This is a genomic window from Microbulbifer elongatus (genome assembly GCF_021165935.1).
Classification (GTDB): domain Bacteria; phylum Pseudomonadota; class Gammaproteobacteria; order Pseudomonadales; family Cellvibrionaceae; genus Microbulbifer; species Microbulbifer elongatus.
This window is the reverse complement of sequence record NZ_CP088953.1, coordinates 1,820,667-1,845,155: the sequence shown is the minus strand read 5'-3', so window position 1 is coordinate 1,845,155 and position 24,489 is coordinate 1,820,667. Positions and strand designations below refer to the sequence as shown.

Here is a 24,489-nt window from a genome sequence, read left to right as displayed (position 1 = left end):
AATTACCCGGCGCTCCGTGTGCGCACCGCCTCGGCCAACTGCTCGATCAGCGCACTGATCGGGCCATACTTCATTTTCATGGAGGCCTTGTTGACGATCAGGCGGCTGCTGATATCGGCAATCTGATCCCGCGCCTCCAGACCATTGGCTTTCAGGGTATTACCGGTATCCACGATATCGACAATCTCGTCAGCCAGGTCCATTAACGGCGCCAGCTCCATCGCCCCATACAGCTTGATGATGTCCGCCTGCCGCCCCTGGGCCGCGTAGTAACGCTTGGCAGACTGCACGAACTTGGTGGCCACCTTGATACGACCACTGGGCAGAGGAGCCCCCTTGATCCCGGCCGTCATCAGCCGGCACCGGGCGATATTCAGGTCCAGGGGCTCATAGATATTGCTGTCATCGTGCTCCAGCAGGTTGTCCTTGCCCGCCACCCCCATATCCGCAGCGCCATGCTGCACATAGGTGGGCACATCCGATCCTCGCAGGATCAACAGGCGGACATTTTCCTGGTTGGTGGGGAAAATCAGTTTGCGGCTCTTGGCGATATCCTCCGCTGGCTGCAGGCCTGCGGCCGCCAGTAACGGCAGAGTTTCCTTGAGAATTCGTCCCTTGGTCAGGGCAATAGTGATCTGCATAGCGTTTATGATTGTGTGATATCCGCCCGCGGTCTACGGGCCAAAATGTACGGGCCTTAGCCCCAAATCCCCCGGGAGCTTATCGGCTCTTTTCGAACCATGCCAATACAGTTCTAGAATAGCGCTAGAAGGAAACGGGTGAACGCCCGCCTCCAGCGAAGGAAAACAGGGGCAGTCAGCCAGGTACCCGGCGAATATTCGCCCCCAGTTGCTGCAGTTTTTCCTCGATACACTCGTAGCCACGGTCAATATGGTAGATGCGATCCACCATAGTGGTGCCTTCGGCCACCATGCCCGCAATCACCAGACTGGCAGAGGCGCGCAGGTCTGAAGCCATTACCGGTGCGCCTTTCAGCTTCTCTACGCCGGTGACAATCGCCGTATTCCCTTCCAGCACGATGTTTGCGCCCATACGATTGAGCTCGTGCACCTGGATCAGGCGGTTTTCGAAAATGGTCTCCACCACGGTCCCGGTGCCTTCGGCCACCGCATTCATGGCGGTAAACTGCGACTGCATGTCCGTCGGGAACGCCGGATAGGGTGCGGTGCGGAAGCTCACTGCCTTGGGGCGGTTCCCCTTCATGTCCAGCTCGATCCAGTCATCACCAATGCTCAGATGCGCACCGGCCTCTTCGAACTTCACCAGGACCGCATCGAGGATGTCTGCCCGGGTATGGGTCAAACGCACCTTGCCGCGAGCGGCCGCGGCCGCAGCGAGGAAGGTTCCGGTCTCAATGCGATCAGGCATGACCGAGAAGGTACACGGATGCAGTCGCGAAACACCCTGTACGCGAATAGTATCGGTACCCGCGCCCTCGATCTCCGCACCCATGGCAATCAGGAATTCGGCGAGGTCGACGATTTCCGGCTCCCGCGCGGCGTTCTGCAACACCGTTGTGCCCTCTGCCAGGGCCGCCGCCATCAGCAGGTTCTCGGTGCCACCGACGGTAACTTTCTCCATCACGATGTCGGCACCCTTCAGGCGGCCGTTACTGCGCGCACGGATAAAGCCCTCATCAATGGTGATCTCGGCGCCCATCGCCTCCAGCCCCTTGAGGTGGATATCCACCGGGCGACTGCCGATGGCGCAACCGCCGGGAAAAGACACATTAGCCACGCCATGGCGGGCGAGCAGTGGGCCCAGCACCAGAATGGAGGCGCGCATGGTTTTCACCAACTCATAGGGGGCGGTGAGTTCATTGACCGAGCGCGGGTCAATCTCTACCCCCAGTTTTTCATCGATGGTGATTTCGGTTCCCATGCACCGCAGCAGGGTGATCATGGTGGTGATATCGTTGAGGTGCGGCAGATTGTGAATCTGCACGGGGCCATCCGCCAACAGCGCCGCCGCCAGAATCGGCAGCGCGGAATTCTTGGCTCCGGAAATCTTCAGGGTTCCGGAAATGGGGCTGCCCCCTTCGATAATCAGTTTATCCATTCGGTCTGGTATTCCTAAAAGACGGTGCAAAAATCACTGGGTCAGCAAAACCCCCGGTTGCAAGTGCCTGGTTATTGGCCCGCTTCTTCCGGGGTGAGGGTTTTCATCTGCACCGCATGCAGGGTGCCATCGGCAATCTTGTCAGAGAGAGCGCCGTAAACCAGCTGCTGTTTTTTCAGGCGGCTGAGACCATTGAACGCGTCGCTGATCACGGTGAGCTGCAGGTGACTGCCCTCAAACGCCACTTCTACCTGACTACCGGGAATTTGCCCTTCAATCAGGGACTTGATCTGATCTGGTTGCATAGGTGGGACTACTTATCGGCTAAAAAAGAGCGCGCAAGTGTACTGGAATCACCACCGGTGCGCAGCCGCGATACTGCCACTGTGCACCGGCGCACAATTTCACATTCGAATCAGTTACCGGCAACCTTGTCGGCGGCAGACCAACCGGCAATCACTTTGTCAATATTGCCGTTATTGGCCTGCATCGCTTGGGCGAACTGTCCGCGGAAAGTCTTGCCCAGGTTGACCCCGTTCAGGATCACATTGATCAGCTTCCACTGCCCGCTGCGGTTGCGCACCAGAGTGTAGGAGACTTTGGTCAAGCCTTCCTTGCTGCGCACCTCCTGCAAAACATTGACGCGGTTTCCACTGGGGGTAGACCCCGGATTGATAACCTTGACATCCAGATTGCCAAAAGTCGCAACCCCCCGGGCGAAGGTTGCCACCAGATCACGACGGAAAGTACTGGCAAATTTGGCGCGCTGGGCCGGGGTCGCCTTCTTGGCATAGGAGCCCATGACGCCGCGCGCGATAAAATCGAAGTCCACCACCGGTTCCAGCACCCGGTCGACCGCAGAATAGTACCGCTGCGGATTGGCGTTCAGGTTTTTGCCCTCGGTCCGGATGACATTGAGCAACTGTCCGGAAACCCCCTCGATCATGGCGTAGGGGTTTTGTGCCGCAGAGACCATGGGCGCCAGGATGCACAGGGCGGCGGCAGATATCCACAAAGCGAATTTACGCGCGACGCGCGCGCCTGCAGTACCGGAAACGCTTGCGGTACTGTTAGAGGTAGAGGTGAAACGAGAAGTGAGTGCGCTCACAGATTATCTCCCATTGGCAATTCGTCCCTTGGATACCCACAGTGTCAAAAAGTGTCGTGGGACGCCGAAAAAATCATGCTGGCAGTGGCGGAACCGACAAAGCTCACGTCACCCGAGCTCCACAGCTGACAATAGCGGCGGCAAACTATACCATGGCGGCCCTCCGGACAAGCGGCACTGGGTCACTTTGCATCGAGGCGCCGTTTTTTGAACCAGTATTAATAGGTTAGCACCTATATCCTCCCTGCACGCGGGTCCGCCACAGCCACCCGCGCTTTCCAAGTGGAGCCTAAGCGAGACACACCATGGGTAAAGATCTGATTATCCAGGCCGGACGCCGAACCATCGCCATGGAAGCCGCCGCCGTGGCGGCGCTGGAGCCGCGCATCGGGGAAGACTTTCACCGTGCCTGCAAACTGATCCTCAACTGCCCGGGGCGCGTCATCGTCTCCGGCATGGGTAAGTCGGGCCATGTCGGGCGTAAAATTGCCGCCACCCTCGCCAGCACGGGCACCCCGAGTTTCTTCGTGCACCCCGGTGAGGCCAGCCACGGCGATCTGGGCATGATCACGCGCCAGGACCTGGTGATCGCCATCTCAAACTCAGGCACATCCGCCGAGGTGCTGACACTACTGCCGCTACTCAAACGCCTCGGTATTCCGCTGATCAGCATGACCGGAAAACCGGACTCTCCTCTGGCCCAGTCTGCCGATGTAAACCTTGATATCGCCGTGGAAACCGAAGCCTGCCCACTGAACCTGGCGCCCACCTCTTCCACCACGGTCACACTGGTTATGGGAGACGCCCTGGCGGTGGCCCTGCTGGAAGCGCGCGGCTTTACCGCTGAGGATTTCGCCTTCTCCCATCCCGGCGGCGCGCTGGGCCGGCAGCTACTGCTGAAGGTGGAAGATGTGATGCATGCCGGTGATGAACTCCCACAGGTGACCCCACAGACACCACTCTCCAAGGCATTATTGGAAATGACCAGCAAGGGCTTTGGCATGACGACTGTGGTGGATGATCGCGGCCATCTACTGGGGGTATTCACCGACGGCGACCTGCGCCGGGTGATCGACCAGAAGCTGGAGATGGACACTGCCACAATGGAACAGGTGATGAGCCGCCGACCGAAGACCGTCAGCGCCCACACCTTGGCCGCAGAAGCCCTGCGCATCATGGAAGACAACAAGATTACTGCGCTGGTAGTGGAAGACCCCGAGCATCACCCTATCGGCCTGCTGCATATGCACGACATCCTGCGCGCCGGGGTCATCTGAGCCCATCGTGGAATTGATAGAACGGATTGAAAAGGTAGAGACTCTTGAGCCACCCCCCCGAAAACGATCAGCAGATTCAGGAAAAACTGAGTAAGGTACGCCACCTGATCCTCGATGTGGACGGCGTACTGACCGACGGCCGCCTGTATTTCGACAACCAGGGCAATGAACAGAAGACGTTTCACACCCTGGACGGCCACGGTATAAAAATGCTGCAACAGTCCGGTGTCGCGGTTGCTATCATCACCGGCCGCCGCAGTGCACTGGTTGAAAAGCGCGCACATGACCTGGGAATCACCCGCCTGATTCAGGGGCGCGAAGACAAATACACGGCGTTCCTGGAGCTGTTCGCCCGGGAAGCCTACGACCTGGAACACATCGCCTACGTCGGGGACGACTATCCTGACCTGCAGCTGATGACCCGCGTGGGCTGCCCCATAGCGGTCCCCAACGCCGCCCAACCAGTGCTGGAGCGCGCCCTGTTTGTCACCAAACGCGAAGGCGGGCTGGGCGCGGTGCGGGAAGTCTGCGACCGCATCATGCAGGCACAGGGAACCTTTGGAGCCGCTCTGGCTCCCTATATAGCCCGGTAACCGTTTTACACGTCAGAGCTCTGACACAGGAAAAAAGGAAGAAACATCGGATGCGCACCTGGTTTCCCCTGGTGATTGTGGTGGCCCTTGTCTCGCTCGGACTCTGGTTTACCGAGAGCCCGCCGGAGCAGTTACTGGGCAAGCGCCCCACCCAGCAACAGCACAATCGCGCAGCGGATTTGATCATCCGGGATGCGCGCACGCGCCACTACAGCATCGATGGCGACCTGGCGTACGAAGTCGATGCCAAGCGCATTACCTTCTTCCAGTTTGCCCGCCGCGACCGTGCAGACCTGACCGAGCCCCGCATGATGTTTTACCAGGGGGACGACACCAAGTGGCGCACCGAGTCCCGCTCTGGCGTCGCCTACGACAACGGCCAGAAAGTGGTGCTCGAAGGCGACGTCTCGATTATGGAGCTGCCGCAGCCTGGCACTACCCTGCGCACCCCCAAAATAGAGATCCGGCCGCGAGAAGAATTCGCCGAGACCGACAAAGTTGTTACCATTGCCGATGGTCCCAACCTGACCACCGGCAAAGGTCTGCGCGCCGATCTGAAAAAAGACAAGGTAGAAATACTGTCCGATGTGGAAAGCCGCTATGAAATCCGTTAATTCCCGCCGCCGACTGCCCGCACTGGCGCTCGCCCTGGCCTGCGCACTGCCGGGCCTTTCGGCCCAGGCACTGCCGGACGATCGCCAGCAGCCGGTGAAAGTTTCCGCCGACAACCTCGAAGCCAACCGCAGCAAGAACCTTTCGGTCTACAGCGGCAATGTGGTGATCAGTCAGGGCTCCCTGCAGATTCGCGCGGACCGCGTTGAAGTGCACGGCAACACCAAAGGCGAGATCAACAAAGTGATCGCCACCGGCAAGCCTGCCCACTTTCAGCAGCAGGTGGAAGAGAGCACCACCCCCGTCAAGGCGCGGGCAGCGCGTATCGAGTTCCTGGTGGCCAGTGACGCACTGCAGCTGACCGGCGAAGCGTTTGTCGACCGCGACGGCAATACCCTCTCCGCAGAACGCATCGACTACGACCTCAACAGCGAACAGATGAAGGCCCGCGGCCAGTCCGAGAAAAAACGCGTGGAAATGATCTGGAAGCCCGAGGGGCAATCAGAAAGCAACGAAGAGTAAACAGAGTAGTGGCGCAAACCGGGCCCGCCCCCGGACCGCCACCGCACAGCAGATTTTTTGAGGCGGCACCCAGCCGCCCGCCAGCCGGAATTGAATGATGCCAACGCTCAGGGCCCTGCACCTCGCCAAGCAGTACAAAAAGCGCAAAGTCGTACAGGATGTTTCTGTCAGCGTGTCCAGCGGACAGGTCGTCGGCCTGCTCGGCCCCAATGGCGCCGGTAAAACCACCTGCTTCTACATGATTGCAGGACTGGTGCAGGCAGATGCCGGCCAGGTCATGATCGACAATGAAGATATTACCGGGCTGTCGATGCATGGCCGCGCGCGCAAGGGTATCGGCTACCTGCCCCAGGAAGCCTCCGTATTCCGCCGCCTGTCCGTACAGGACAACATTCTCGCCATCCTGCAGACCCGCAAGGATCTGAGTGGCAGCCAGCGCAAAGCGCAACTGGAGGCTCTGCTGGAAGAGTTCCACATCACCCACATCCGCGCGAGCCTTGGCATGGCCCTGTCGGGCGGCGAGCGCCGCCGCGTGGAAATTGCCCGCGCCCTGGCCACCAACCCGGCGTTCGTGCTTCTCGATGAACCCTTCGCGGGGGTGGACCCCATCTCCGTCAATGACATCAAACAGATCATCCGCCACCTGAAGGACCGCGGTATCGGCGTGCTGATCACCGACCACAACGTGCGGGAAACCCTGGATATCTGCGAGACCGCATTTATCGTCAGCGAAGGCCATATTATCGCCTCCGGCGCCCCCCGTGACGTTGCCGAGAACCAACAGGTGAAAGACGTCTACCTGGGACACGAGTTCACCATTTAACACTTTATGCGGAACAACTTCCCGGTTTCTGGCAATAGTGCGGACATAATTCACAGGAATTTCTCTGTGACCAAATACCCCGATTTTTTCGGCACACTTATTGCTTAACCGCTCCCTTGTCATATGCCCCGCCCCGGGGTAGTCTGCAGGAAATGAGCTTTACCCCGCCGACGAGAAGATAAAATTCTCCGTAGCGGATTCACGCCAGATTTTTCTGCCGGCATACCCCTATGAAGCAGTCACTCCAGTTAAAACTCGGCACCCAGCTGACGATGACGCCGCAGCTGCAGCAGGCCATCCGCCTTCTGCAGCTGTCGACGCTGGATTTACAGCAGGAAATCCAGTCTGCGCTCGACAGCAACCCCCTGCTGGAGTCCGATTTCGACGAGCACGCCGGTGAATCGCACCAGGATCAAAACACCCCCGCCGAGCGCAAGGAAGAAACGCCAGAACGCTCCACAGAGGCCCAGAGCGAATCCGCCGCCGAGGGTGACTGGAACAGTGATATCCCCGACGACCTGCCGGTAGACACCCGCTGGGATGACATATATTCCTCCGGTGGCAGCCACAGCGGCAGCGAAGGGGACGAGTATGCGCTGGAGCAGCGCAACGCGGTATCCGAGAGCCTCCAGGACCACCTGATGTGGCAGCTCAACCTCACCCCACTGACCATCGAAGACAAGTTGATCGGGGAAGCGCTGATCGACGCCATCGCCCCCAACGGCTCCCTGGATACCCCCATCGAAGAGCTGGCGGAATCCATGGAGCTCGAGATTGATGAAGTGATGGCGGTTCTCAAAACCATCCAGCAACTCGAGCCCGTAGGCTGTGGCGCGCGGGACCTGCGTGAAAGCCTGCTGCTGCAACTCCAGCAACTGCCGGAAGACACCCCCTGGCTGGTCCAGGCTGTCACCGTCGTGGGCCAGCATCTGGACCTGCTGGGCAAACGGGACTTCCGCCAGCTCAGCCGCCGCACACGCCTCAGCGAAGCCCAACTGGGTGAGGTCATGCGTCTCATCCAGACGCTTACCCCCTATCCCGGCGAGGCTTTCGGGGGCGAGGAGCCCCAGTACGTGGTGCCCGACGTGATCGTCAGCCGCAAGCAGGACCGCTGGGTAGTGGAACTCAACCCGGAGACCACCCCCAAGCTGCGCATCAACGACGCCTATGCGGCCATGATCAAGCGGGCGGACAACTCCAGTGAAAACAATTACCTGCGCGACAATCTGCAGGAAGCGCGCTGGTTTCTGAAGAGCCTGCAGAGCCGCCATGAAACGCTTCTGAAAGTGGCCAGCAGCATTGTGGAAAAACAGCAGGGCTTCTTCGAGCAGGGCCCCGAGGCCATGAAACCCATGGTACTGGCAAACATCGCCGAGACCATCGGTATGCACGAGTCCACCATTTCCCGGGTTACGACGCAGAAGTACATGCTCACTCCACGGGGCGTGTTCGAACTCAAATACTTTTTCTCCAGCCACGTCAGCACCGATTCCGGCGAAGATGCCTCGTCTACAGCCATCCGCGCCCTGATCCGCAAACTGATCGACGGCGAGCAGCCGCGCAAGCCGCTGTCTGACAACAAGATCACACAGGAGCTGGATGCCCAGGGTATCAAGGTCGCTCGTCGTACCGTCGCCAAATACCGTGAGTCCATGGGCATCCCCTCTTCCAGTGAGCGCAAGCGACTGGTTTAGCAGTCTGAGTCACAAAAGTGGCGTGCGCTCCGTCAATTTTCGCCCTATTCCTCCTCCCCCACACCGACGCAGCCGGGCTGCGATCATTTTCTGGGCAACCAATAGCCAGGCGGCGAGTGTATCCTTCCATTCTGACGCACTTCCTAGTAGGGTTGCCGCCCTGTGCGGGGGTGCGGCCAGATTGTGTTGTACCCGATGAGGAGAAATCCATGCAGATCAATATCAGTGGCCACCATGTAGACGTTACCCCGGCCATTCGCGATTACTGCCTGACCAAACTGGACAAGCTCTCCCGCCACAATGACCTGATCACCACAACGCAGGTTATCCTGTCCGTCGACAACCTGATGCGAAAAGCCGAAGCCCGTGTGCACGTAAACGGCAACAAGGATATTTTTGCCGATTCAGAGTCTGAAGATATGTACGCGGCGATCGATTCGCTCACGGACAAGCTCGACCGGCAGCTGCTGAAACACAAAGAGAAGTTACGCGGTCACCGCTAGACTCAAACCAACACGAGTCAACGGCTGATTCGCACCGCTAGATCATCTGTACGTTATGACATTGGAAGCATTACTCTCTCCCCGCCTGAGCCTTTGCCATCTGGCGGGGAGTAGCAAGAAGAAGCTGTTGCTCAATATCGCCCAGGCGATCTCGGAACAATACCCCGACCTGGATACGGACACGGTATTCAACCAGCTGGTAGCCCGGGAGCGCCTGGGATCGACGGGGATCGGTGAAGGTGTCGCCATTCCCCACTGCCGGCTACCTGGCTGTGAAAAACCCATCGGTGTTCTCTGCACCACCTCCCCTGCCGTGGATTTCGACGCAATCGACCGCCAGCCGGTGGATCTGCTGTTTGCCCTGCTGGTACCCGAGGACTCCGAACAGGAGCACCTGGATACTCTGGCGGAGATTGCCGCCCTGTTCAGCGACAGCCGCGTGCGCGAAAAACTGCGCGACGCAACCAGCAGCGATGAACTCTACGCGCTGGCCATAAACAGCGCCGCCGCGGCCTGATTTTTTGAGCTAACGCTCAATGGCGCGTATTTCATCCCCGCTTACGGGGGTGACTGATTTATACTGGCCGGACGAATAAACAGAGCCTGCTCAACCTGCAAGGAGCGCGAGTGTAATGCGATTGGTCATCATCAGCGGCCGTTCCGGCTCGGGCAAGAGTTCTGCCCTGCAGTTGCTGGAAGACGTCGGATTCAACTGTATCGACAACCTGCCCGCCAGCCTGCTACCGGAGCTGGTTCGCCGGGTCAGAGAGCAGACACCCCCGGAACCCGGTGAAGATACCCAGCTGGCCCTCGGCATTGATGCCCGCAACCTCTGGCAGGATGTGCGCCAGGCTCCCCAGGTCATCAATGACCTGCGCGAAAGCGGGATCGAGTGCGACGTGGTGTATCTCGACGCACGCTCGCCGGTACTGGTTCAGCGCTTCAGTGAGACCCGCCGCAAGCATCCCCTGAGCGACAGCCGCACTCACCTGCTGGAAGCCCTCAACCGGGAGAAGGAGGTCCTCGCCCCCCTTGCGGCCATGGCCGACCTGGTGATCGATACCAGCAGTCTGAGCCTGCACCAGTTGCGCGATCAGATTAAAACCCGGGTGGTCGGCAAGGACTCCCCGGGTATGGCGGTGCTGTTCCAGTCTTTCGGTTTCAAGCACGGAGTGCCCGTTGACGCCGACCTGGTATTTGACCTGCGCTGCCTGCCCAGTCCTTACTGGGTGGCGGAACTGCGGGAGAAAACCGGAAAGGACCCCGAGGTAGCGGATTTCCTGCGCTCCCACCAGCAAACGGAAGATATGCAGCGGGACATCACCGCGTTCCTGGAGCGCTGGCTGCCCAGCTACCAGCAGAGCAATCGCAGTTACACCTCGGTGTCCATCGGTTGCACCGGTGGCCGGCATCGCTCGGTGTATATGGTGGAACAACTGGCCAAACACTTCGCCAACACCTTTGAAAACATTCAGGTTCGCCACCGGGAACAGGAAAAGAGCCGCCCCTGAGCCGTGCGGCTGCGCAATCCCGAGCGCAAGCTAAAAAAACAAATCGAAGATTACCCAGCATGCCGAAAACCCGCATTACCATCATCAACAAACTCGGACTGCACGCCCGTGCCGCGAGCAAACTCGCTCAGACCTGCGCCCGCTATTCGTCCGATGTAAAAGTCCACTGCCAGGGTAAGGCGGTAGACGGCAAGAGTGTCATGGCGCTGATGCTACTCGCCGCCGGTAAAGGCGTGGAGCTGGAGCTGGAAGTAACAGGGCGCGATGAAGAGGCCGCGCACGAGGCCATTTGCGCGCTGATCAACGACCGCTTCGGCGAGGGTGAGTAACCGGTGAATCCGTAACAGCGCTGGAACACCGCGTTTACGCAATGCCAGCCCCAACCGGAAGGGCAAACAGGCTGCCATTCACCGGTTTCGCACTATAATGCCGGCACCTGTGACACCTCTCATCACACCGCCCATCAAACCACCCAACGTCAGGAACCTCTGTGCCCAAGCCCGCGAACGCCGATATCAATTTCCGCGCCCAGAACCAGCTCGGTGAGCTGTACGCCGCGCTGGATAGCGGCACCGGGCGTGAAGTCCAGCGCATGCTGGCCTCCCTCTCTCCGCCGAGTATCGCGCAGTTACTGGAGAGCTCACCACCGCGAATTCGCCAGGTACTGTGGAAGCTGATCGACCGCGAGGTTGAAGGCGAAGTACTGCAGGAGCTGCCCGACGAGGTTCAGAGCCAGATTCTCTCCACCATGGACACCGAGGAAATGGTGGCGGTGATGGAGGGGCTGGACGCGGACGATGTGGCCGACATTCTGCAGCAGTTACCAGACCGGGTAATGGCAGAAGTGCTCTCGGCAATGAGCGAGCGCGATCGCCAGCGGGTGGAGAGCGTCCTCTCTTACGATGAGGAGACTGCCGGTGGCCTGATGGACACGGAGATCGTGTCGGTGCGGCCGAATCTGCACCTGGATGTGGTGCTGCGCTACCTGCGCCGCCACGAGCAGCTGCCGGAATCCACCGATAACATTTTTGTAGTCAACCGTAAGGACCGCTTTATCGGCCTGCTGCCGCTGACCAAGCTGCTGACGACAGATCCCTCGGTGACGGTACGGGAGATTATGGTGACCGACATCGAACCCATTCCCGCGGATATGCCGGACGATGAAGTAGCGCGCCTTTTTGCCAAGTATGACTGGATTACCGCCCCGGTGGTCGATGACAAACGCCATCTGCTGGGGCGCATTACCATTGATGATGTGGTGGATGTGATTCGCGAGGACGCGGACCACTCGCTGATGAGTCTGGCGGGGCTCGATGAGGAAGAGGACACTTTTGCCACGGTCCGGCGAACCGCACCGCGCCGGGCTATCTGGCTGGGCATCAATCTGCTTACGGCACTGCTCGCTTCCTGGGTCATCAATCTGTTTCAGGGGACCATTGATAAGGTGGTGGCATTGGCGGTCCTGATGCCGATCGTGGCCAGTATGGGCGGTGTTGCCGGCAGCCAGACGCTTACGGTGGTGATTCGCGGTATGGCGTTGGGCCAGGTGGGCCGCAGTAATCTGCGCTGGCTGTTGTCGCGGGAGCTGGGCAGCGGCGCTCTGAATGCGATGCTGTGGTCGGCGGTGATGGGAGCCATTGCGGCGCTCTGGTTCGGGGATCCGCGGATTGCCTGGATTATCATTGCGGCGATGGTGATTAACCTGATTACCGCGGCGCTGGCGGGGGCGATTCTGCCGGTGGCGTTGCGGGCCATGCGTATCGATCCGGCACTGGCTGGCGGTGTGGCGCTGACGACAGTGACGGACGTGGTGGGTTTTATGTCATTCCTTGGACTGGCGACCATATTTTTTGCCTGATCATCGGGCACCCGATCCAGCGGCCGCTGCGATTATTGATTGAGTTCAGATCTCGAGATTTCCTATGCACAATTCTGATGACAGTAATCCCTATGATGAGTTTGATGAGGATTTGCCGAAAAGCAAAACTCAGATCAAGGAGGAGATGCATGCGCTGCAGGCGCTCGGTAAGCGTTTGACGGAGCTGAATGCGGCGAAGTTGGCGGAGGTGCCGATGGATGCGACCCTTGAGGAGGGGATTGCGACCTTCCATCGGATCAAGTCGCGGGAGGCACGGCGACGCCAGTTGCAGTACATCGGCAAGCTGATGCGCAAGGCGGATGTGGAGGCGATTGAGGCGGTGCTGGAGAAGCACAAGGAACAGGATCACCAGCATTTGCGCTTTGATCGGATGGCGGAGGAGTGGCGGGCGCGTTTGCTGACGGAGGGTAAGGAAGGCCAGAGTGCGTTTTTTGATGCGCACCCGGGTGTGGATATCCAGCAGTTGCGCACGCTGATTCGCGAGTCCAATAAAGAGATCGCCAATAAAAAAGCCCCGACCAACCAGCGAAAACTGTTTCGCTACTTGCGGGACTTTTTTATGCAGGCGGACTGAACGGGACTTCGGCCCTCACTCCGAAAGCACTTGGAAACTCCTGTGGCAGCAAGCCACTGGGGATGGGTTTTCAAAACCGCTGTAAATACATCCCTGTAAGCTGCGTCGGCGACGTCCCTGTCGCCGCCGCATTTGAAACCCCATCCCCAGCGTCTTGCCTTCGATTTTAAACTCTGAGGTAGTTAAGCAATTCCCGACTTCAACCCGGGCAGGTTTCAGCCGTTAGCGGCTTTCCCGGCTCACTCCCCTCCGCTGGATTCTTCAGCGGCTTGAACAATACCAGCAGCAACGGCAGCAGTGTCAGTGAGCCCAGCAGGGCTGCCGACATGGCCAGTGCGGTCAGCAATCCGAAGTAAATCGAGGGCACGAATTTGGACAGTGCCAATATCGAGAAGCCGGCGATAATCGTTATGGCGGTGTAAAACATGGCGCGGCCAATGGTGGCGTGGCTGCGGTGCATGGTGGCGATGTAGTCGCCGTCTTTGGCGAATTCTTCGCGGAACCGGTACAGGTAGTGGATGGCGTGGTCGACGCCGATGCCGACGGTGATGGCGGCGATGGTGATGGTCATCATGTCCAGCGGGATATTTGCCAGGCCCATGCCACCGAGGACCACACAGGCGGCGAGCATATTGGGCACCAGGGCGATGATCGCGATGGAGAGCGAGCGGAACAGCACCAGGAACATCAGCAGGATGCCGGCGAAGACGGCGCCCAGGGTGAGAATCTGGGACTTGAACAGGCTCTGCAGCATGTTGTTGTACAGTACCAGCATACCGGTCTGGCGAATGTTCTCCGGGGCGATGCCCATTTCATCCTGCACGTAGGTGTAGATACGCTGGATCAGCTCATCCCGGCGCAGATTAGGATCTGTCTCCATGACGCGCATGGTAATACGCGCCTGCTGCGCTTGCGGCGACCAGTAGGGGTTAATCAGTACCTGATTGATTTCGTCCGGCAGGCTCTGGCGGGCAACGGCCAGTTCGAAGTCGTTGAGGCCGCCGTCGTTCAGGTCTTGGGCCACTTTGTAGAGGGTGGCGAGGGACTGCACCTTGCCGATTTCCGGCTGAGCTTCAAGAAAGTCGTGCAGCTGCTCGATCTGATTGAGGCCGGCAACGGTAAACCAGTAGGCGTCCGGGGCCTGGCTTGCGCCATCGCCCGATGCAAAGGGGTCGTCCGCCGCGAAGGGGTCTTCGGCGGCAAATGGGTCGGCTTCCTCCCCCGCTACCTCGCCCACAGTCTCGTCGCCGCCAAAGTCGGTACCGAAGGGGTCTTCTTCGCCATCAAACGCCGGGGCGGTTTCTTCCGGTTTGTTGAGAATCACATCCAGATTGATGGTGCCGCCGAGGCGTTGGTCGATGACCAGCATACCCTGATGAATCTCGGTGGAATCATCGAAATAGTCAATAAAACGGTTTTCCACTTTCAGGCGGGAGATACCCACAGCACTGATGATGGCGGCGAGTACCGCGACGCCGAGCACGATACCTCTGTGGTTCTCCGCAAAGCGGGAAAACACCTGGGTGAATGCGTGGGAGTTGTCGGCCCCCTGACCGCTATCGCGCTTTTTCAGCAGCATCAGGCTGGCAGGAATGATCAGGAACGACAGCACCAGTGCCATGGTGACACCGATGGTCATCATCCAGCCGAAATCGATCACCGGGCGGATGCCGCTGACCACCAGGGAGATAAAGGCAACCATGGTGGTGAGACCGGTGTACAGACAGGGTTTGGCCATAAAAGCCACGGTGGCGGAGGCCAATTGCAATCGATCCCACTGCGGGTACTGGGAAAAATATTCGCGATAGCGCACCGCCAGATGGATGGTGATGGCGAGGGTAATGATCAGCAACAGCGCGACGAAGTTGGCAGAGATGACGGTCATACGCCAGTCGAGCCAGGACAACAGCCCCAGCATCATTACGGCAGTGGTCACACAGGTTATCAGCGGCAGCAGTACCCAGCGCGGCTGGCGGAAAATCAGCAGCAGGGTGACCACGATAAAGATCAGAATACCGGCGCCGAACACCATCAGGTCACTCTGGATAAACGCGATCATATCCGAGGTGATCATGGTGAGGCCGCCGAGGAACAACTCGGCATTCTCTTCGTAATGTGTGAGGATCTGGCGCACCTCGTCGACGCGCTCCCGTGCGGCAGTTTCCTGCGCAGTACGGTGTTTCAGGTATTCCGCACTCACCGCTTGCAGGCGGCTTGCCTGTTCCGTGTTTAACCCCTGCTCGTTGCGCAGGCGACGCAGCGCATCGCGCTCACGCACCAGGTCGAGCCCTTCCTTATCCAGCGTCAGGTTGAGCATCAAGGCGGTGGTCTCGCCATCGGGGCTCAGAATCAGCTCTTTGTAGATAGGGCTTTCGAGAAATTCCTGGCGGGCCAGGCTCTTGTCGACACCGGGGCTCGACAGTGTGCGGATTCCGCCAGCCACTTCGGTAATGGATAGCTTGGGACTGTACAGCAGTGGCACATTGAGGATCGACTGCACCCCGGTAACGCCATCGACCATCGCCAGCTCGTCCTGCAGGCGGCGCATGGTTGCCAGAGAGTCATCGCTGAACAGGTCGCCCTGCTTGTAGCGATAGGTCACCACGAGAAAATCGCCGGAGTTGTAGCGCTCGGAAATCTCGCGAAAAAAATCCAGTGAATCGTCGGTTTCCAGGGTCAGGGAATCTGCCGATGCATCCAATTTGAAATTCGGCAGCCCGGCTGCCGCGGCAATGGTGAGCAGCGCCACCAGAGCCAGCACCATTTTCGGATGTCCGAGAACCAGCTTTTCGTACCAGGTCTTCAAGCCCAACAGCATAATCAATTCGCTTTGTTCTGATAGAAATCAGGCAGCGCGCGGCCTTTGATTCCGTTTCGCACTGCCGACATTTCGTAAATCCCGTTTACTTGTCCACGTGCCCGAGGTCGCGCTCGGGAAACAGGACGTCCCGCACTTTCTGTTTCAGTTCTTTTGGCCCGGGAAAACCCCCGTCCCGTTTACGTTCCCAGATCAACCGATCCCCCACGTGAATTTCGAACACACCCCCACTGCCCGGTTTCAGAGCCACCTGATCCAGATCTTCGGCGAAGGTATACAGCAGCTCCTGGGTCATCCAGGTGGCGCGCAGCATCCAGTTGCACTGCACGCAGTAATGGATGGTGATGGTCTTGTCCATAACTCGGGACTCTCAGCAGTTTCCCCAGGGGGGTAACAGAGTTTGTTCGATGTGTAACTGACTCAGGATTCTGGCGACCACAAAGTCCACCAGATCCTCCACGGTTTGCGGCTTCTGATAAAAACCCGGGCTGGCCGGCAGAATGACCGCTCCCATGCGGGTGAGCTTCAGCATGTTTTCCAGATGGATCTGCGAATACGGCGCTTCCCGCGGCACCAGGATCAACTGCCGGCGCTCTTTCAGGGCCACATCCGCTGCGCGTTCAATCAGATTGTTGGACGCGCCCGTGGCGATGGCAGACAGGGTGCCGCCGCTGGCCGGGCAAATCACCAAACTGCTGGCGGCGCCGGTGCCGGACGCTACCGGGGAAAACCAGTCGCGCTTGCCGAACAGGGTTAACTGCCCCGCTTCTGCCGCATACAGTGCACGCAGAAAATCTTCCGTGCGGCCCTCGTCTTCCGGCAGGGAAACGTCGGTTTCGGTATCGATCACGATGCGCGCGGCATCGGACAGCAGCAGCCACACCCGCACCCGCGCCGCCAGCAGGCATTGCAACAGGCGCAGGCCGTACTGGGCGCCGGACGCGCCGGTGATTGCCAGGGTTACTGTTTTGGGAAAAGTGGACTCAGCCAATGAGGTATCCGTTTCCGCCCCCGCGCGGGGCTATTTGCCGTATCTCTGCTCCAGCGCGTGGAGCAATCGCTGGTGTACACCGCCGAAGCCACCGTTGCTCATCACAATGATGTGGCTACCGGGGCCAGACAGTTCGAGCACGGATTCTACCGCAGCGTCGATGCTGTGGAGAACCTTTGCCGGTACGGTGGAATGGTGAACCACCTCATCCAGGGACCAGTTCATCCCTTCGGGCTGGTACCAGAGCACCAGGTCCGCCCCCGAGCAGGCTCGGGCCAGTTGATTCTGATGGTGTCCCATACGCATGGTATTGGAGCGCGGTTCAATCAGCGCAATGACTTTTTCACTGCCGACCTTCGCCCGCAGCCCATTGAGGGTGGTTTCAATCGCTGTGGGGTGGTGGGCGAAATCGTCGTAGACCCGGATACCCTGGATCTCCCCCAGACACTCCATACGCCGCTTCACTCCGCCAAACTGACCCAGCGCCTCCGCGGCGGTGGCCGGTTCGACGCCCACATGGCGCGCGGCAGCGATGACCGCAAGTCCGTTCTTCACACTGTGCAGTCCGGTTTGCTCCCACTGCACGCTGGCCACGGTGGTGCCCTCCAGCTGCACGTCGAAGTGTCCACCGTCCGCCGACACGTTCACTGCGCACCAGTCCCCCAGGCGCACACCATCGGCGTGTTCGACATCAAAGCGCTGCACTTCACTCCAGCAGCCGGCTTCCAGCACCTGGGATACCGCATCTTCCCGGGCGGCGATGACCAGCCCACTGGCGGGCACGGTGCGCACCAGATGGTGGAACTGCTTCTGAATGGCAGCAAGATCCTCGAAGATGTCCGCATGGTCAAATTCGAGGTTGTTGATGATCAGCGTGCGCGGGCGGCAGTGGACAAACTTGGAACGCTTGTCGAAAAAGGCGGTGTCGTATTCATCCGCCTCCACCACAAAAAAGGGCGTGCTGCCCAGGCGCGCCGATACATCGAAGTTCTGCGGCACGCCACCGATCAGAAACCCGGGGTCCATCCCCGCGTAGTCGAGAACCCAGGCCAGCATGCTCGCGGTGGTGGTTTTGCCGTGGGTACCGGACACCGCCAGCACCCAGCGCCCACCGAGGAAGTGATCGCACAGCCACTGGGCGCCGGAGGTATAGGGCAACCCTTTTTCCAGCACCGCTTCCACCGCCGGATTTCCCCGGGACAGGGCGTTGCCGATAATGACCAGATCCGGGACCGGATCCAGTTGGGCCGGGTCGTACCCTTCGGTCAGCAGGATCCCGGCATTTTCCAGCTGGGTACTCATGGGCGGGTACACATTGGCATCGGAGCCGGTGACCTTGTGCCCTTCGGCCACGGCCAGTTGCGCAAGGCTGCCCATAAAAGTGCCGCAAATGCCTAGAATATGTATATGCATGCCAGTTGTTCACTCTATTCAATACGGAAGCGCGCCAGCGCCGGCCCACACGGCCGCACGTGGTGCCGCCTGAGACTGCCCATTCACGCAATCAATCTCCACGCTTGCGGGAATATCCGAGGCCATCTGCGGCCCGGCGCGCTTTTTGCTTCTGCTCTGGTCCACGGCAGGAAGTATCAGCAGTGCTCGAAAAATCGACGACGCGCAAGCTTATCACGGCCTTTTACCACAGTAAGTGTCGAATGCCCGCAATTCCATGCAATTGCCATATGAATACATTAGACTTCGCGCCGCGTGAGGTAGCCGCCAAGAGCCGCCCGCCGAAAACACCCCACGCTACGGGTGACTTTTGACGAGAAGCCATAGGATAGACATGTCGAAGAAGAACGCTTTTTATGCGCAATCCGGCGGCGTCACCGCCGTTATCAACACCTCCGCCTGCGGAGTCATCGAGACCGCCCGCCAGCACAGCGACAAGATCGGCACCATCTACGCCGGCCTCAACGGCATTGTCGGCGCCCTCAAGGAAGAGCTGATCGACGTCAGCCAGGAATCCACCGACACCATCGCCGCCCTGCGCCACACACCGTCGGGAGCCTTTGGCTCCTGCCGTTACAAGCTGAAAAGCCTGGAACAGAATCGCGCCGAGTACGAGCGCCTGATCGAAGTGTTCAAGGCCCACGATATTGGCTACTTCTTCTATAACGGCGGCGGTGATTCCGCCGATACCTGCCTCAAGATTTCCCAGCTGTCGGAAAAGATGGGCTACCCCATCCAGGCGATCCACATTCCCAAAACCGTGGACAACGACCTGCCGTTCACCGACAACTGCCCGGGCTTCGGCTCCGTGGCCAAATACGTTGCCGTCTCCACCAGGGAAGCAGCACTGGACGTGGCCTCCATGTGCGCCACCTCCACCAAGGTCTTTATCCTCGAAGTCATGGGCCGTCACGCCGGCTGGATCGCCGCCGCCGGTGCTCTCGCTCAGGAACAGGAAGGCGATGCCCCCCACATTATCCTGCTGCCCGAAGTCGCTTTCGATAAAGAAAAGTTTCTCGCCAGAGTGCAGCAGACTGTCGACGACAAAGGCTACTGTGTGATCGTTGCCTCCGAGGGCGCCCAGTACGAAGACGGCACCTTCCTGGCAGACGCCGGCAGTGTGGATGCATTCGGCCACAAGCAGCTGGGCGGTGTGGCGCCGACGCTGGCCAAGATGGTCAAAGACGAGCTGGGTCTGAAGTACCACTGGGCCCTGGCTGACTACCTGCAGCGTGCCGCCCGCCATATTGCTTCGGCCACCGATGTGGAGCAGGCCTACGCGGTGGGGAAAGCCGCGGTGGAAGCGGCGGCTGCCGGCAAGAATGCCATCATGCCGACAATCGAGCGCAATGGCACGGGTGCCGCCGACTACAGCTGGAGCATCGGTGAGGCGCCGCTTTCCGAGGTGGCCAATGTGGAAAAATTCATGCCCAAGGAATTCATTTCCGAGGATGGTTTCGGCATCACCCAGGCCGGTCGCGACTACCTCGAGCCACTGATCCAGGGCGAGGACTACCCACCCTACAAGAACGGCGTCCCCCAGTACGCCCGCCTGAAAAAGGCCCTGGTGGAAAAGAAACTGAAGGAAGGCTTCGACGTTTAACCGTCACAGGCTCCCGCAATAAAAAAGGCCCCACCGGTTTCCGGTTGGGGCCTTTTCTGTTCTGGCGACCCGCTACACGTTCAACAGCAGGTGCTGGCGTTCCCAGGGGGAAATCTCCCGGTGGAACAGGCGCATCTCCTCGTACTTCACCGCCGCGTACAACTGACAGAAATCCTCCCCCAGGGTCTGACGCAGCTCGTCCGCGTCGTCAAAGATACGCAACGCTTCATCAAAGGTCAGCGGGATATAGAAACTTTCCTCCTGAGCCTCATCCAGCTCCGACGCCGCCGGGGCGCTCGGCTCGATACCGTTGATCATCCCCAGGTATCCACACACCAGGCTCGCGGCAATTGCCAGATACGGGTTGGCATCCACCCCGACCACGCGATTTTCCAGACGGCGATCCTGGGCTCCGGAATTGGGTACCCGCAGGCCGGTGGCACGATTGTCGTAGCCCCAGCCGATATTGGTCGGCGCACTGGAATTGTCCGACAGCACATAGCGGCGGTAGGAATTCACGTTCGGCGCGATAAACGGCATGATTTCCCGCAAATGTTTCTGGGTGCCACCGATAAAGTAGCGGAACAGGTCCGAGGCACTGCCGTCTTCCGCTGAGAACACATTGCCGCCGGTATGGACGTCCACCACACTCTGGTGAATATGCATGGCACTGCCGGGCTGATCGCGCATGGGTTTGGCCATAAAGGTGGCAAACATACCGTTTTTCAGCGCCGCCTCGCGGATGATGCGCTTGAAGTAAAACACCTGGTCGGCGAGCAGCAGCGGATCGCCGTGAGGCAGGTTGAACTCCACCTGGCCGGCGCCGTCTTCCTGAATCACCGAGTCGATATGCAGGCCCGCGGCCTCGGCAAACTCATAAATGGTATCGATAACCGGGCCGTATTCGTCGATGGCGGTCATGGAATAGGACTGCAGGGAAGTGCCCGAGCGACCATTGCGACCGATGGGCGGCTGGATCGGTTCGTTGGGATCCACATTCGGCCGGGTCAGATAGAACTCCAGCTCCGGCGCCACAATCGGCTGCCAGCCCCGCGCCCGGTACATGGCAATCACCCGCTTCAGCACATTGCGCGGCGCGCAGGGAATCGGGTTGCCGTCGAGATCCTGCAGGTCGTGAATAATCTGCAGTGCCGGCGTTTTTGCCCAGGGCACCGCCATGGCGGTGGACATATCCGGCACCAGCGCCATATCGCTTTCCGCCCACTGGTTTTCGATATCCATCTCCACATCCTGGCCGGTGATGGTCTGGTAGAAGATGGAGATAGGCAGGAAGATCGGCGTTTCAGGGGAGAACTTGTTCAGCGGCATCGCCTTGCCCCGCGACATGCCATTCAGATCCGGGACAATGCACTCGACCTCATCCAGGCGACGGCCATTCAGATAGGCGAGGAAGGCTTCGGGCAGGTTATCCAGCCAGTTATTCACATCAGACTGACTCATACAGGCTCCACAAGGTTCGCCAGGGAATGAAATTGAGGCACGCAGTGTAAAGCAAATACTCCCGTAAAGAAGCTACCCCGCTCGAACTTGTATTGTTTCCACAGCGCTGGTTGCTAGGCGCGCTCCACCCCGTCTTCAGTCACCAGAACCACATCGAGTATGGCATTTGACGCGTCGGGATCGAGAGTGCCGCCAAAGGTGGCCTCCCGCTGAATCGCCAACACCGCCGGCTTGGGTGACTGCTCGGCACTTTCGCGATGGTACTCCAGCAACGGATCACAAAAATACGCATTGCAGATGTCCGAGCGCAGTTCTCTCGGCAGACTGCAGCCGTCGGGGGTCTGATTGATACAGGCGTTTTCAATGGTCACCGGCGCCACGCGGGAAAGATACAACTCAATGATCCCGTCCTTATCCAGATCCGGGTAGAGGGCACTTGCCTTACGCACACTCAATGGCGACAGGTACGCCGTCTCACCGCCGGAGGAACAGCATGCTCCCCGGCAGGTACCGCAGATGTGGTCGCTGATTTTCTGCACCCGGGAATCCGGCGAGAACGCTTCTTCGTGTTGAACGCACATGGCGGCGGAGCGCAGATTCCGGTCCTCAGAAACGTCCGCCACCGAAAGGTAATTCTCGGCTTCCGCGGCCACCGCCAACAGGTGTTCGCGATACGTTTCGACACGCGCGCTGGAGAGTGGAACCGCGTTACGGCGTCCTGCAGGAATCACCATCCGATGAACGTCACCGCGATCCAGGTCAGTGCGTGTGGCCAGAAGGGAGTCCAGCTGGTGTTGGTTCTCCTCCTCTTCTGCCTCGACCCGCGCGAGAATCCGCCGTTCCCGGTCCTGCCGGTAAACCTTGCGCTCTCGGGTTTGCGACTTTAACGCGGACAGCCGAGCGAGAAACAACGGTTCCGGCATACTTTCCTGCTGTGAAAGCAATCGGGAGCAGTCGTGGGCACCACAGTGAGGCCAATCTTTCGAGGCCATTGTGTACCGCAGGTGAATCGGAATAGGCTCTTCACAGACACAGCAGCATTTAGCCGCACCCTCCTGCAACCTGCCTTGATCCATCGTAAACTCCATTTATCACCAGTCCCTCTGGTTTTACCTCGCTCACTTCAATCGACAAGCCTCTTGTACATCACCAGTGCATCCACATACCCAGCGGAGGGATGATTGAACGCACCGGGCAGGCGGCCCACCTCAGCAAACCCCAGCTTTTTCCACAGGCGCACCGCCCCCTCATTGGTGACGGCGACGAAATTGAACTGCATCGCACGGTACCCCAGCTCGCGCGCTGTTTTTTGCGAGTGTTCGCACATGGCGGAAGCCAGCCCTCTGCCGCGGGCATTGGCTGCCACCATATAGCCACAGTTGCACACATGCGCACCAGGGCCAGGCTGATTGGTTTTCAGGTAGTAGGTACCCAGAATTTCCCCATCTTCCTCGCAGACAAAGGTCTTGCGCGGCGCTTCCATCCAGATCTTGTACGCCTCCTCCCGCGAGGTTTCCGTCGCGTAGGCGTATGTCTCACCGGCGCTGACCACCTGGTAAAAGATGGGCCAGACTTGCTCAAAGTCCGTCTGTAATGCTTCGCGTATTTCCATTAAGAGGGATTTTTTTTTGCTGATAAAACGCGATTCATCTTCTGCGCGAGGCGCGGCACACACCGAATTTTTCCCGAACAACCGATACCGGTTCCGCGCGACACGGTCGTAAATCCAGTCGCGCACCGACAGTGGTATCCGTCGAAAGCAGCTGAGTGCCGGCCAGGGAAATGGGAGCAGTTTTAGAATACGCAGTATCGCGTCCGACTTTACATACATCTGGCCATTTTCAACCAGAAGCAGGGTTTCGTATTCATCGAGGGGCATATCGAAAAACGACAGGATCGCCTGCCCCTCATCAGACTGTACGGTGGCGAGTTTCAGGCGGCGATGGCGATCGAACTTCAGCAGAAAGCGCGCCCAGAAGGAACACAGCCGACAAACCCCGTCGAACAGGAAAACCCGTTCGCCTTCCTGCACGTAGGGCACGGTCGTATTCTGGTTTCTTTCAGACATCTGCGCAGGTCCCTCGCCAGACACGAAAAGTAAGGAGCGACTATAACAAAAAAGGCCGCCCCGGAGTTTCCGCGGCGGCCTTTTGAAAACTGCGCCGGTTGTCAGCGCAGCTTCACTCAGGAATCCAACACACTGCGTACGAAGTCGGTCAGTTCCTGGTCCTGGCTGTTTTCAAAGAAGCAGGCCTGGAAGCGCTCGCCAGTGACGGCGGTTTTTACCAGCTCCAGATCGATGGCCTTGAGACCGTCCAGATAGGCTTTGCCGGTGGCTTCCTTGATGTGATTCAGGATGCCGGCGTTGGCCACCTGAGATTCTTTGCGCTCTGGCGGGTAGCCCTGGCCTTTTACGCCGGTGAAGGCTTTTTCGAAAATATAACGGATATTCAGTTCCGCGCCCCAGCCGAAACCCTTGGCGAACGGAATGGCCAGTGCGTTGCCGTTGTTTATCTGGGCAAACAGGAAGGCGTCTGCCGGATCGATACAATAGCCACAGGTCACGCCCGGATAGGCATTCAGGGACATCAAAGCGCCCTGACCAGTACCGCAGCCGCTCACCACGAAGTCCACGGCTTTGGAATTCAGCAGCAGACTGCCCATGATCCCAAGGTGGATGTAGGTCAGGCGGTGATCGTTGTCGTCGCTCATGCCGGTGTTGTACACGGTGTGGCCCAGCTCGCCGGCAACATCCTGCAGCTCTTTCAGGACCACGGCATTTTTGGATGCCTGGCTGAATTCATTCATCAGTGCGATTTTCATTATTTGGTCTCCGGTTGACCCCGACTCTGGCGGTGACAGGACGGGTGGACAGGGATCGCCATCGACAGCCGATCAAAATTCGAACAGAACGGGCCGATGCGGGCGAATTTTTAGTTACGGGATTATATGTGTTTGGCCGATTAATAAAAACCGGTAAGGCAGCACT

At 59.0% G+C, this 24,489-nt stretch carries 25 protein-coding genes; 13 read left to right on the top strand and 12 right to left on the bottom strand.

Annotation, left to right across the window (positions count from 1 at the left end; genetic code table 11):
• Positions 1–2: 2 nt before the first annotated feature.
• From hisG to LRR79_RS07560, 4 genes are all read right to left on the bottom strand, one after another.
• Entirely contained in the window at positions 3–641 is a 639-nt protein-coding gene (hisG, locus tag LRR79_RS07575) for an ATP phosphoribosyltransferase (protein ID WP_231759754.1), read from the bottom strand.
• Positions 642–816: 175 nt separating this feature from the next.
• Complete coding sequence (murA, locus tag LRR79_RS07570; protein ID WP_231759753.1) at positions 817–2,079, bottom strand: UDP-N-acetylglucosamine 1-carboxyvinyltransferase; 1,263 nt, start codon at positions 2,077–2,079, stop codon at positions 817–819.
• Between the two features lie 71 nt (positions 2,080–2,150).
• On the bottom strand, positions 2,151–2,384 hold the full coding sequence (locus LRR79_RS07565; RefSeq protein WP_231759752.1) for a BolA family protein: 234 nt from the start codon (positions 2,382–2,384) through the stop codon (positions 2,151–2,153).
• A gap of 110 nt (positions 2,385–2,494) precedes the next feature.
• Positions 2,495–3,187 carry an MlaC/ttg2D family ABC transporter substrate-binding protein gene (locus tag LRR79_RS07560; RefSeq protein WP_231759751.1) on the bottom strand — a complete coding sequence of 231 codons (693 nt, stop codon included), beginning with the start codon at positions 3,185–3,187 and terminating at the stop codon, positions 2,495–2,497.
• Between the two features lie 305 nt (positions 3,188–3,492).
• Between LRR79_RS07560 and LRR79_RS07555 the strand changes: the two genes are divergently transcribed.
• The 12 genes from LRR79_RS07555 (at position 3,493) to yjgA (ending at position 13,175) form a co-directional block, all read left to right on the top strand.
• Entirely contained in the window at positions 3,493–4,464 is a 972-nt protein-coding gene (locus tag LRR79_RS07555) for a KpsF/GutQ family sugar-phosphate isomerase (protein ID WP_231759750.1), read from the top strand.
• Between the two features lie 44 nt (positions 4,465–4,508).
• Positions 4,509–5,057, top strand: coding sequence for a KdsC family phosphatase (locus tag LRR79_RS07550; RefSeq protein ID WP_231759749.1), 549 nt, complete (start codon positions 4,509–4,511; stop codon positions 5,055–5,057).
• A 50-nt stretch (positions 5,058–5,107) separates the two neighbouring features.
• Positions 5,108–5,671 carry an LPS export ABC transporter periplasmic protein LptC gene (lptC, locus tag LRR79_RS07545; RefSeq protein ID WP_231759748.1) on the top strand — a complete coding sequence of 188 codons (564 nt, stop codon included), beginning with the start codon at positions 5,108–5,110 and terminating at the stop codon, positions 5,669–5,671.
• On the top strand, positions 5,658–6,191 hold the full coding sequence (gene lptA, locus LRR79_RS07540; protein WP_231759747.1) for a lipopolysaccharide transport periplasmic protein LptA: 534 nt from the start codon (positions 5,658–5,660) through the stop codon (positions 6,189–6,191). The genes lptC and lptA overlap by 14 nt, the downstream gene beginning before the upstream one ends.
• Positions 6,192–6,288: 97 nt before the next feature.
• On the top strand, positions 6,289–7,014 hold the full coding sequence (gene lptB / locus LRR79_RS07535) for an LPS export ABC transporter ATP-binding protein (protein WP_231759996.1): 726 nt from the start codon (positions 6,289–6,291) through the stop codon (positions 7,012–7,014).
• A 230-nt stretch (positions 7,015–7,244) separates the two neighbouring features.
• A complete protein-coding gene (locus tag LRR79_RS07530; RefSeq protein ID WP_231759746.1) occupies positions 7,245–8,708 on the top strand; it encodes an RNA polymerase factor sigma-54 in 1,464 nt (487 codons plus the stop codon).
• Between the two features lie 209 nt (positions 8,709–8,917).
• Entirely contained in the window at positions 8,918–9,211 is a 294-nt protein-coding gene (hpf, locus tag LRR79_RS07525) for a ribosome hibernation-promoting factor, HPF/YfiA family (RefSeq protein ID WP_231759745.1), read from the top strand.
• Between the two features lie 55 nt (positions 9,212–9,266).
• Positions 9,267–9,728, top strand: coding sequence for a PTS IIA-like nitrogen regulatory protein PtsN (ptsN, locus tag LRR79_RS07520; protein ID WP_231759744.1), 462 nt, complete (start codon positions 9,267–9,269; stop codon positions 9,726–9,728).
• 115 nt (positions 9,729–9,843) lie between these two features.
• Entirely contained in the window at positions 9,844–10,722 is an 879-nt protein-coding gene (gene rapZ, locus LRR79_RS07515) for an RNase adapter RapZ (RefSeq protein WP_231759743.1), read from the top strand.
• 59 nt (positions 10,723–10,781) lie between these two features.
• On the top strand, positions 10,782–11,051 hold the full coding sequence (locus LRR79_RS07510) for an HPr family phosphocarrier protein (protein ID WP_231759742.1): 270 nt from the start codon (positions 10,782–10,784) through the stop codon (positions 11,049–11,051).
• Positions 11,052–11,236: 185 nt separating this feature from the next.
• Positions 11,237–12,580: a magnesium transporter gene (mgtE, locus tag LRR79_RS07505; RefSeq protein ID WP_407665242.1), complete on the top strand. Its 1,344-nt coding sequence runs from the start codon at positions 11,237–11,239 to the stop codon at positions 12,578–12,580.
• 64 nt (positions 12,581–12,644) lie between these two features.
• Entirely contained in the window at positions 12,645–13,175 is a 531-nt protein-coding gene (gene yjgA, locus LRR79_RS07500) for a ribosome biogenesis factor YjgA (RefSeq protein WP_231759740.1), read from the top strand.
• 199 nt (positions 13,176–13,374) lie between these two features.
• On the opposite strand, the gene LRR79_RS07495 is transcribed toward yjgA, so the two are convergent.
• From LRR79_RS07495 to mpl, 4 genes are all read right to left on the bottom strand, one after another.
• Entirely contained in the window at positions 13,375–15,993 is a 2,619-nt protein-coding gene (locus LRR79_RS07495) for an efflux RND transporter permease subunit (RefSeq protein ID WP_231759739.1), read from the bottom strand.
• A gap of 85 nt (positions 15,994–16,078) precedes the next feature.
• Positions 16,079–16,351 carry a SelT/SelW/SelH family protein gene (locus tag LRR79_RS07490; RefSeq protein WP_231759738.1) on the bottom strand — a complete coding sequence of 91 codons (273 nt, stop codon included), beginning with the start codon at positions 16,349–16,351 and terminating at the stop codon, positions 16,079–16,081.
• A gap of 12 nt (positions 16,352–16,363) precedes the next feature.
• Entirely contained in the window at positions 16,364–16,984 is a 621-nt protein-coding gene (locus LRR79_RS07485) for a flavin prenyltransferase UbiX (protein ID WP_231759737.1), read from the bottom strand.
• A 30-nt stretch (positions 16,985–17,014) separates the two neighbouring features.
• Positions 17,015–18,397 (bottom strand): UDP-N-acetylmuramate:L-alanyl-gamma-D-glutamyl-meso-diaminopimelate ligase, encoded by a 1,383-nt coding sequence (gene mpl, locus LRR79_RS07480; protein ID WP_231759736.1) that lies wholly within the window; start codon positions 18,395–18,397, stop codon positions 17,015–17,017.
• Between the two features lie 373 nt (positions 18,398–18,770).
• On the opposite strand from mpl, the gene LRR79_RS07475 reads away from it, so the two are divergent.
• Positions 18,771–20,039, top strand: coding sequence for a 6-phosphofructokinase (locus tag LRR79_RS07475; protein ID WP_231759735.1), 1,269 nt, complete (start codon positions 18,771–18,773; stop codon positions 20,037–20,039).
• Positions 20,040–20,111: 72 nt separating this feature from the next.
• On the opposite strand, the gene LRR79_RS07470 is transcribed toward LRR79_RS07475, so the two are convergent.
• The 4 genes from LRR79_RS07470 to LRR79_RS07455 form a co-directional block, all read right to left on the bottom strand.
• The gene (locus LRR79_RS07470; RefSeq protein WP_231759734.1) at positions 20,112–21,500 is read right to left on the bottom strand and encodes a glutamine synthetase family protein; all 1,389 of its coding nucleotides are present in this window, start codon (positions 21,498–21,500) and stop codon (positions 20,112–20,114) included.
• 113 nt (positions 21,501–21,613) lie between these two features.
• Entirely contained in the window at positions 21,614–22,423 is an 810-nt protein-coding gene (locus tag LRR79_RS07465; protein WP_231759733.1) for a hypothetical protein, read from the bottom strand.
• 200 nt (positions 22,424–22,623) lie between these two features.
• Positions 22,624–23,568, bottom strand: a complete 945-nt coding sequence (locus LRR79_RS07460) for a GNAT family N-acetyltransferase (protein ID WP_231759732.1) — start codon at positions 23,566–23,568, stop codon at positions 22,624–22,626.
• Between the two features lie 116 nt (positions 23,569–23,684).
• Complete coding sequence (locus LRR79_RS07455) at positions 23,685–24,323, bottom strand: RpiB/LacA/LacB family sugar-phosphate isomerase (protein ID WP_231759731.1); 639 nt, start codon at positions 24,321–24,323, stop codon at positions 23,685–23,687.
• Positions 24,324–24,489: the final 166 nt, after the last annotated feature.

What these genes read in the sequence shown, in the direction of transcription:
- hisG (WP_231759754.1), bottom strand. Translation starts at nt 641, where the DNA reads ATGCAGATCACTATTGCCCTGACCAAGGGACGAATTCTCAAGGAAACT.
- murA (WP_231759753.1), bottom strand. Translation starts at nt 2,079, where the DNA reads ATGGATAAACTGATTATCGAAGGGGGCAGCCCCATTTCCGGAACCCTG.
- LRR79_RS07565 (WP_231759752.1), bottom strand. Translation starts at nt 2,384, where the DNA reads ATGCAACCAGATCAGATCAAGTCCCTGATTGAAGGGCAAATTCCCGGT.
- LRR79_RS07555 (WP_231759750.1), top strand. Translation starts at nt 3,493, where the DNA reads ATGGGTAAAGATCTGATTATCCAGGCCGGACGCCGAACCATCGCCATG.
- lptC (WP_231759748.1), top strand. Translation starts at nt 5,108, where the DNA reads ATGCGCACCTGGTTTCCCCTGGTGATTGTGGTGGCCCTTGTCTCGCTC.
- lptA (WP_231759747.1), top strand. Translation starts at nt 5,658, where the DNA reads ATGAAATCCGTTAATTCCCGCCGCCGACTGCCCGCACTGGCGCTCGCC.
- lptB (WP_231759996.1), top strand. Translation starts at nt 6,289, where the DNA reads ATGCCAACGCTCAGGGCCCTGCACCTCGCCAAGCAGTACAAAAAGCGC.
- LRR79_RS07530 (WP_231759746.1), top strand. Translation starts at nt 7,245, where the DNA reads ATGAAGCAGTCACTCCAGTTAAAACTCGGCACCCAGCTGACGATGACG.
- hpf (WP_231759745.1), top strand. Translation starts at nt 8,918, where the DNA reads ATGCAGATCAATATCAGTGGCCACCATGTAGACGTTACCCCGGCCATT.
- ptsN (WP_231759744.1), top strand. Translation starts at nt 9,267, where the DNA reads ATGACATTGGAAGCATTACTCTCTCCCCGCCTGAGCCTTTGCCATCTG.
- rapZ (WP_231759743.1), top strand. Translation starts at nt 9,844, where the DNA reads ATGCGATTGGTCATCATCAGCGGCCGTTCCGGCTCGGGCAAGAGTTCT.
- LRR79_RS07510 (WP_231759742.1), top strand. Translation starts at nt 10,782, where the DNA reads ATGCCGAAAACCCGCATTACCATCATCAACAAACTCGGACTGCACGCC.
- yjgA (WP_231759740.1), top strand. Translation starts at nt 12,645, where the DNA reads ATGCACAATTCTGATGACAGTAATCCCTATGATGAGTTTGATGAGGAT.
- LRR79_RS07495 (WP_231759739.1), bottom strand. Translation starts at nt 15,993, where the DNA reads ATGCTGTTGGGCTTGAAGACCTGGTACGAAAAGCTGGTTCTCGGACAT.
- LRR79_RS07490 (WP_231759738.1), bottom strand. Translation starts at nt 16,351, where the DNA reads ATGGACAAGACCATCACCATCCATTACTGCGTGCAGTGCAACTGGATG.
- mpl (WP_231759736.1), bottom strand. Translation starts at nt 18,397, where the DNA reads ATGCATATACATATTCTAGGCATTTGCGGCACTTTTATGGGCAGCCTT.
- LRR79_RS07475 (WP_231759735.1), top strand. Translation starts at nt 18,771, where the DNA reads ATGTCGAAGAAGAACGCTTTTTATGCGCAATCCGGCGGCGTCACCGCC.
- LRR79_RS07470 (WP_231759734.1), bottom strand. Translation starts at nt 21,500, where the DNA reads ATGAGTCAGTCTGATGTGAATAACTGGCTGGATAACCTGCCCGAAGCC.
- LRR79_RS07465 (WP_231759733.1), bottom strand. Translation starts at nt 22,423, where the DNA reads ATGCCGGAACCGTTGTTTCTCGCTCGGCTGTCCGCGTTAAAGTCGCAA.
- LRR79_RS07460 (WP_231759732.1), bottom strand. Translation starts at nt 23,568, where the DNA reads ATGTCTGAAAGAAACCAGAATACGACCGTGCCCTACGTGCAGGAAGGC.
- LRR79_RS07455 (WP_231759731.1), bottom strand. Translation starts at nt 24,323, where the DNA reads ATGAAAATCGCACTGATGAATGAATTCAGCCAGGCATCCAAAAATGCC.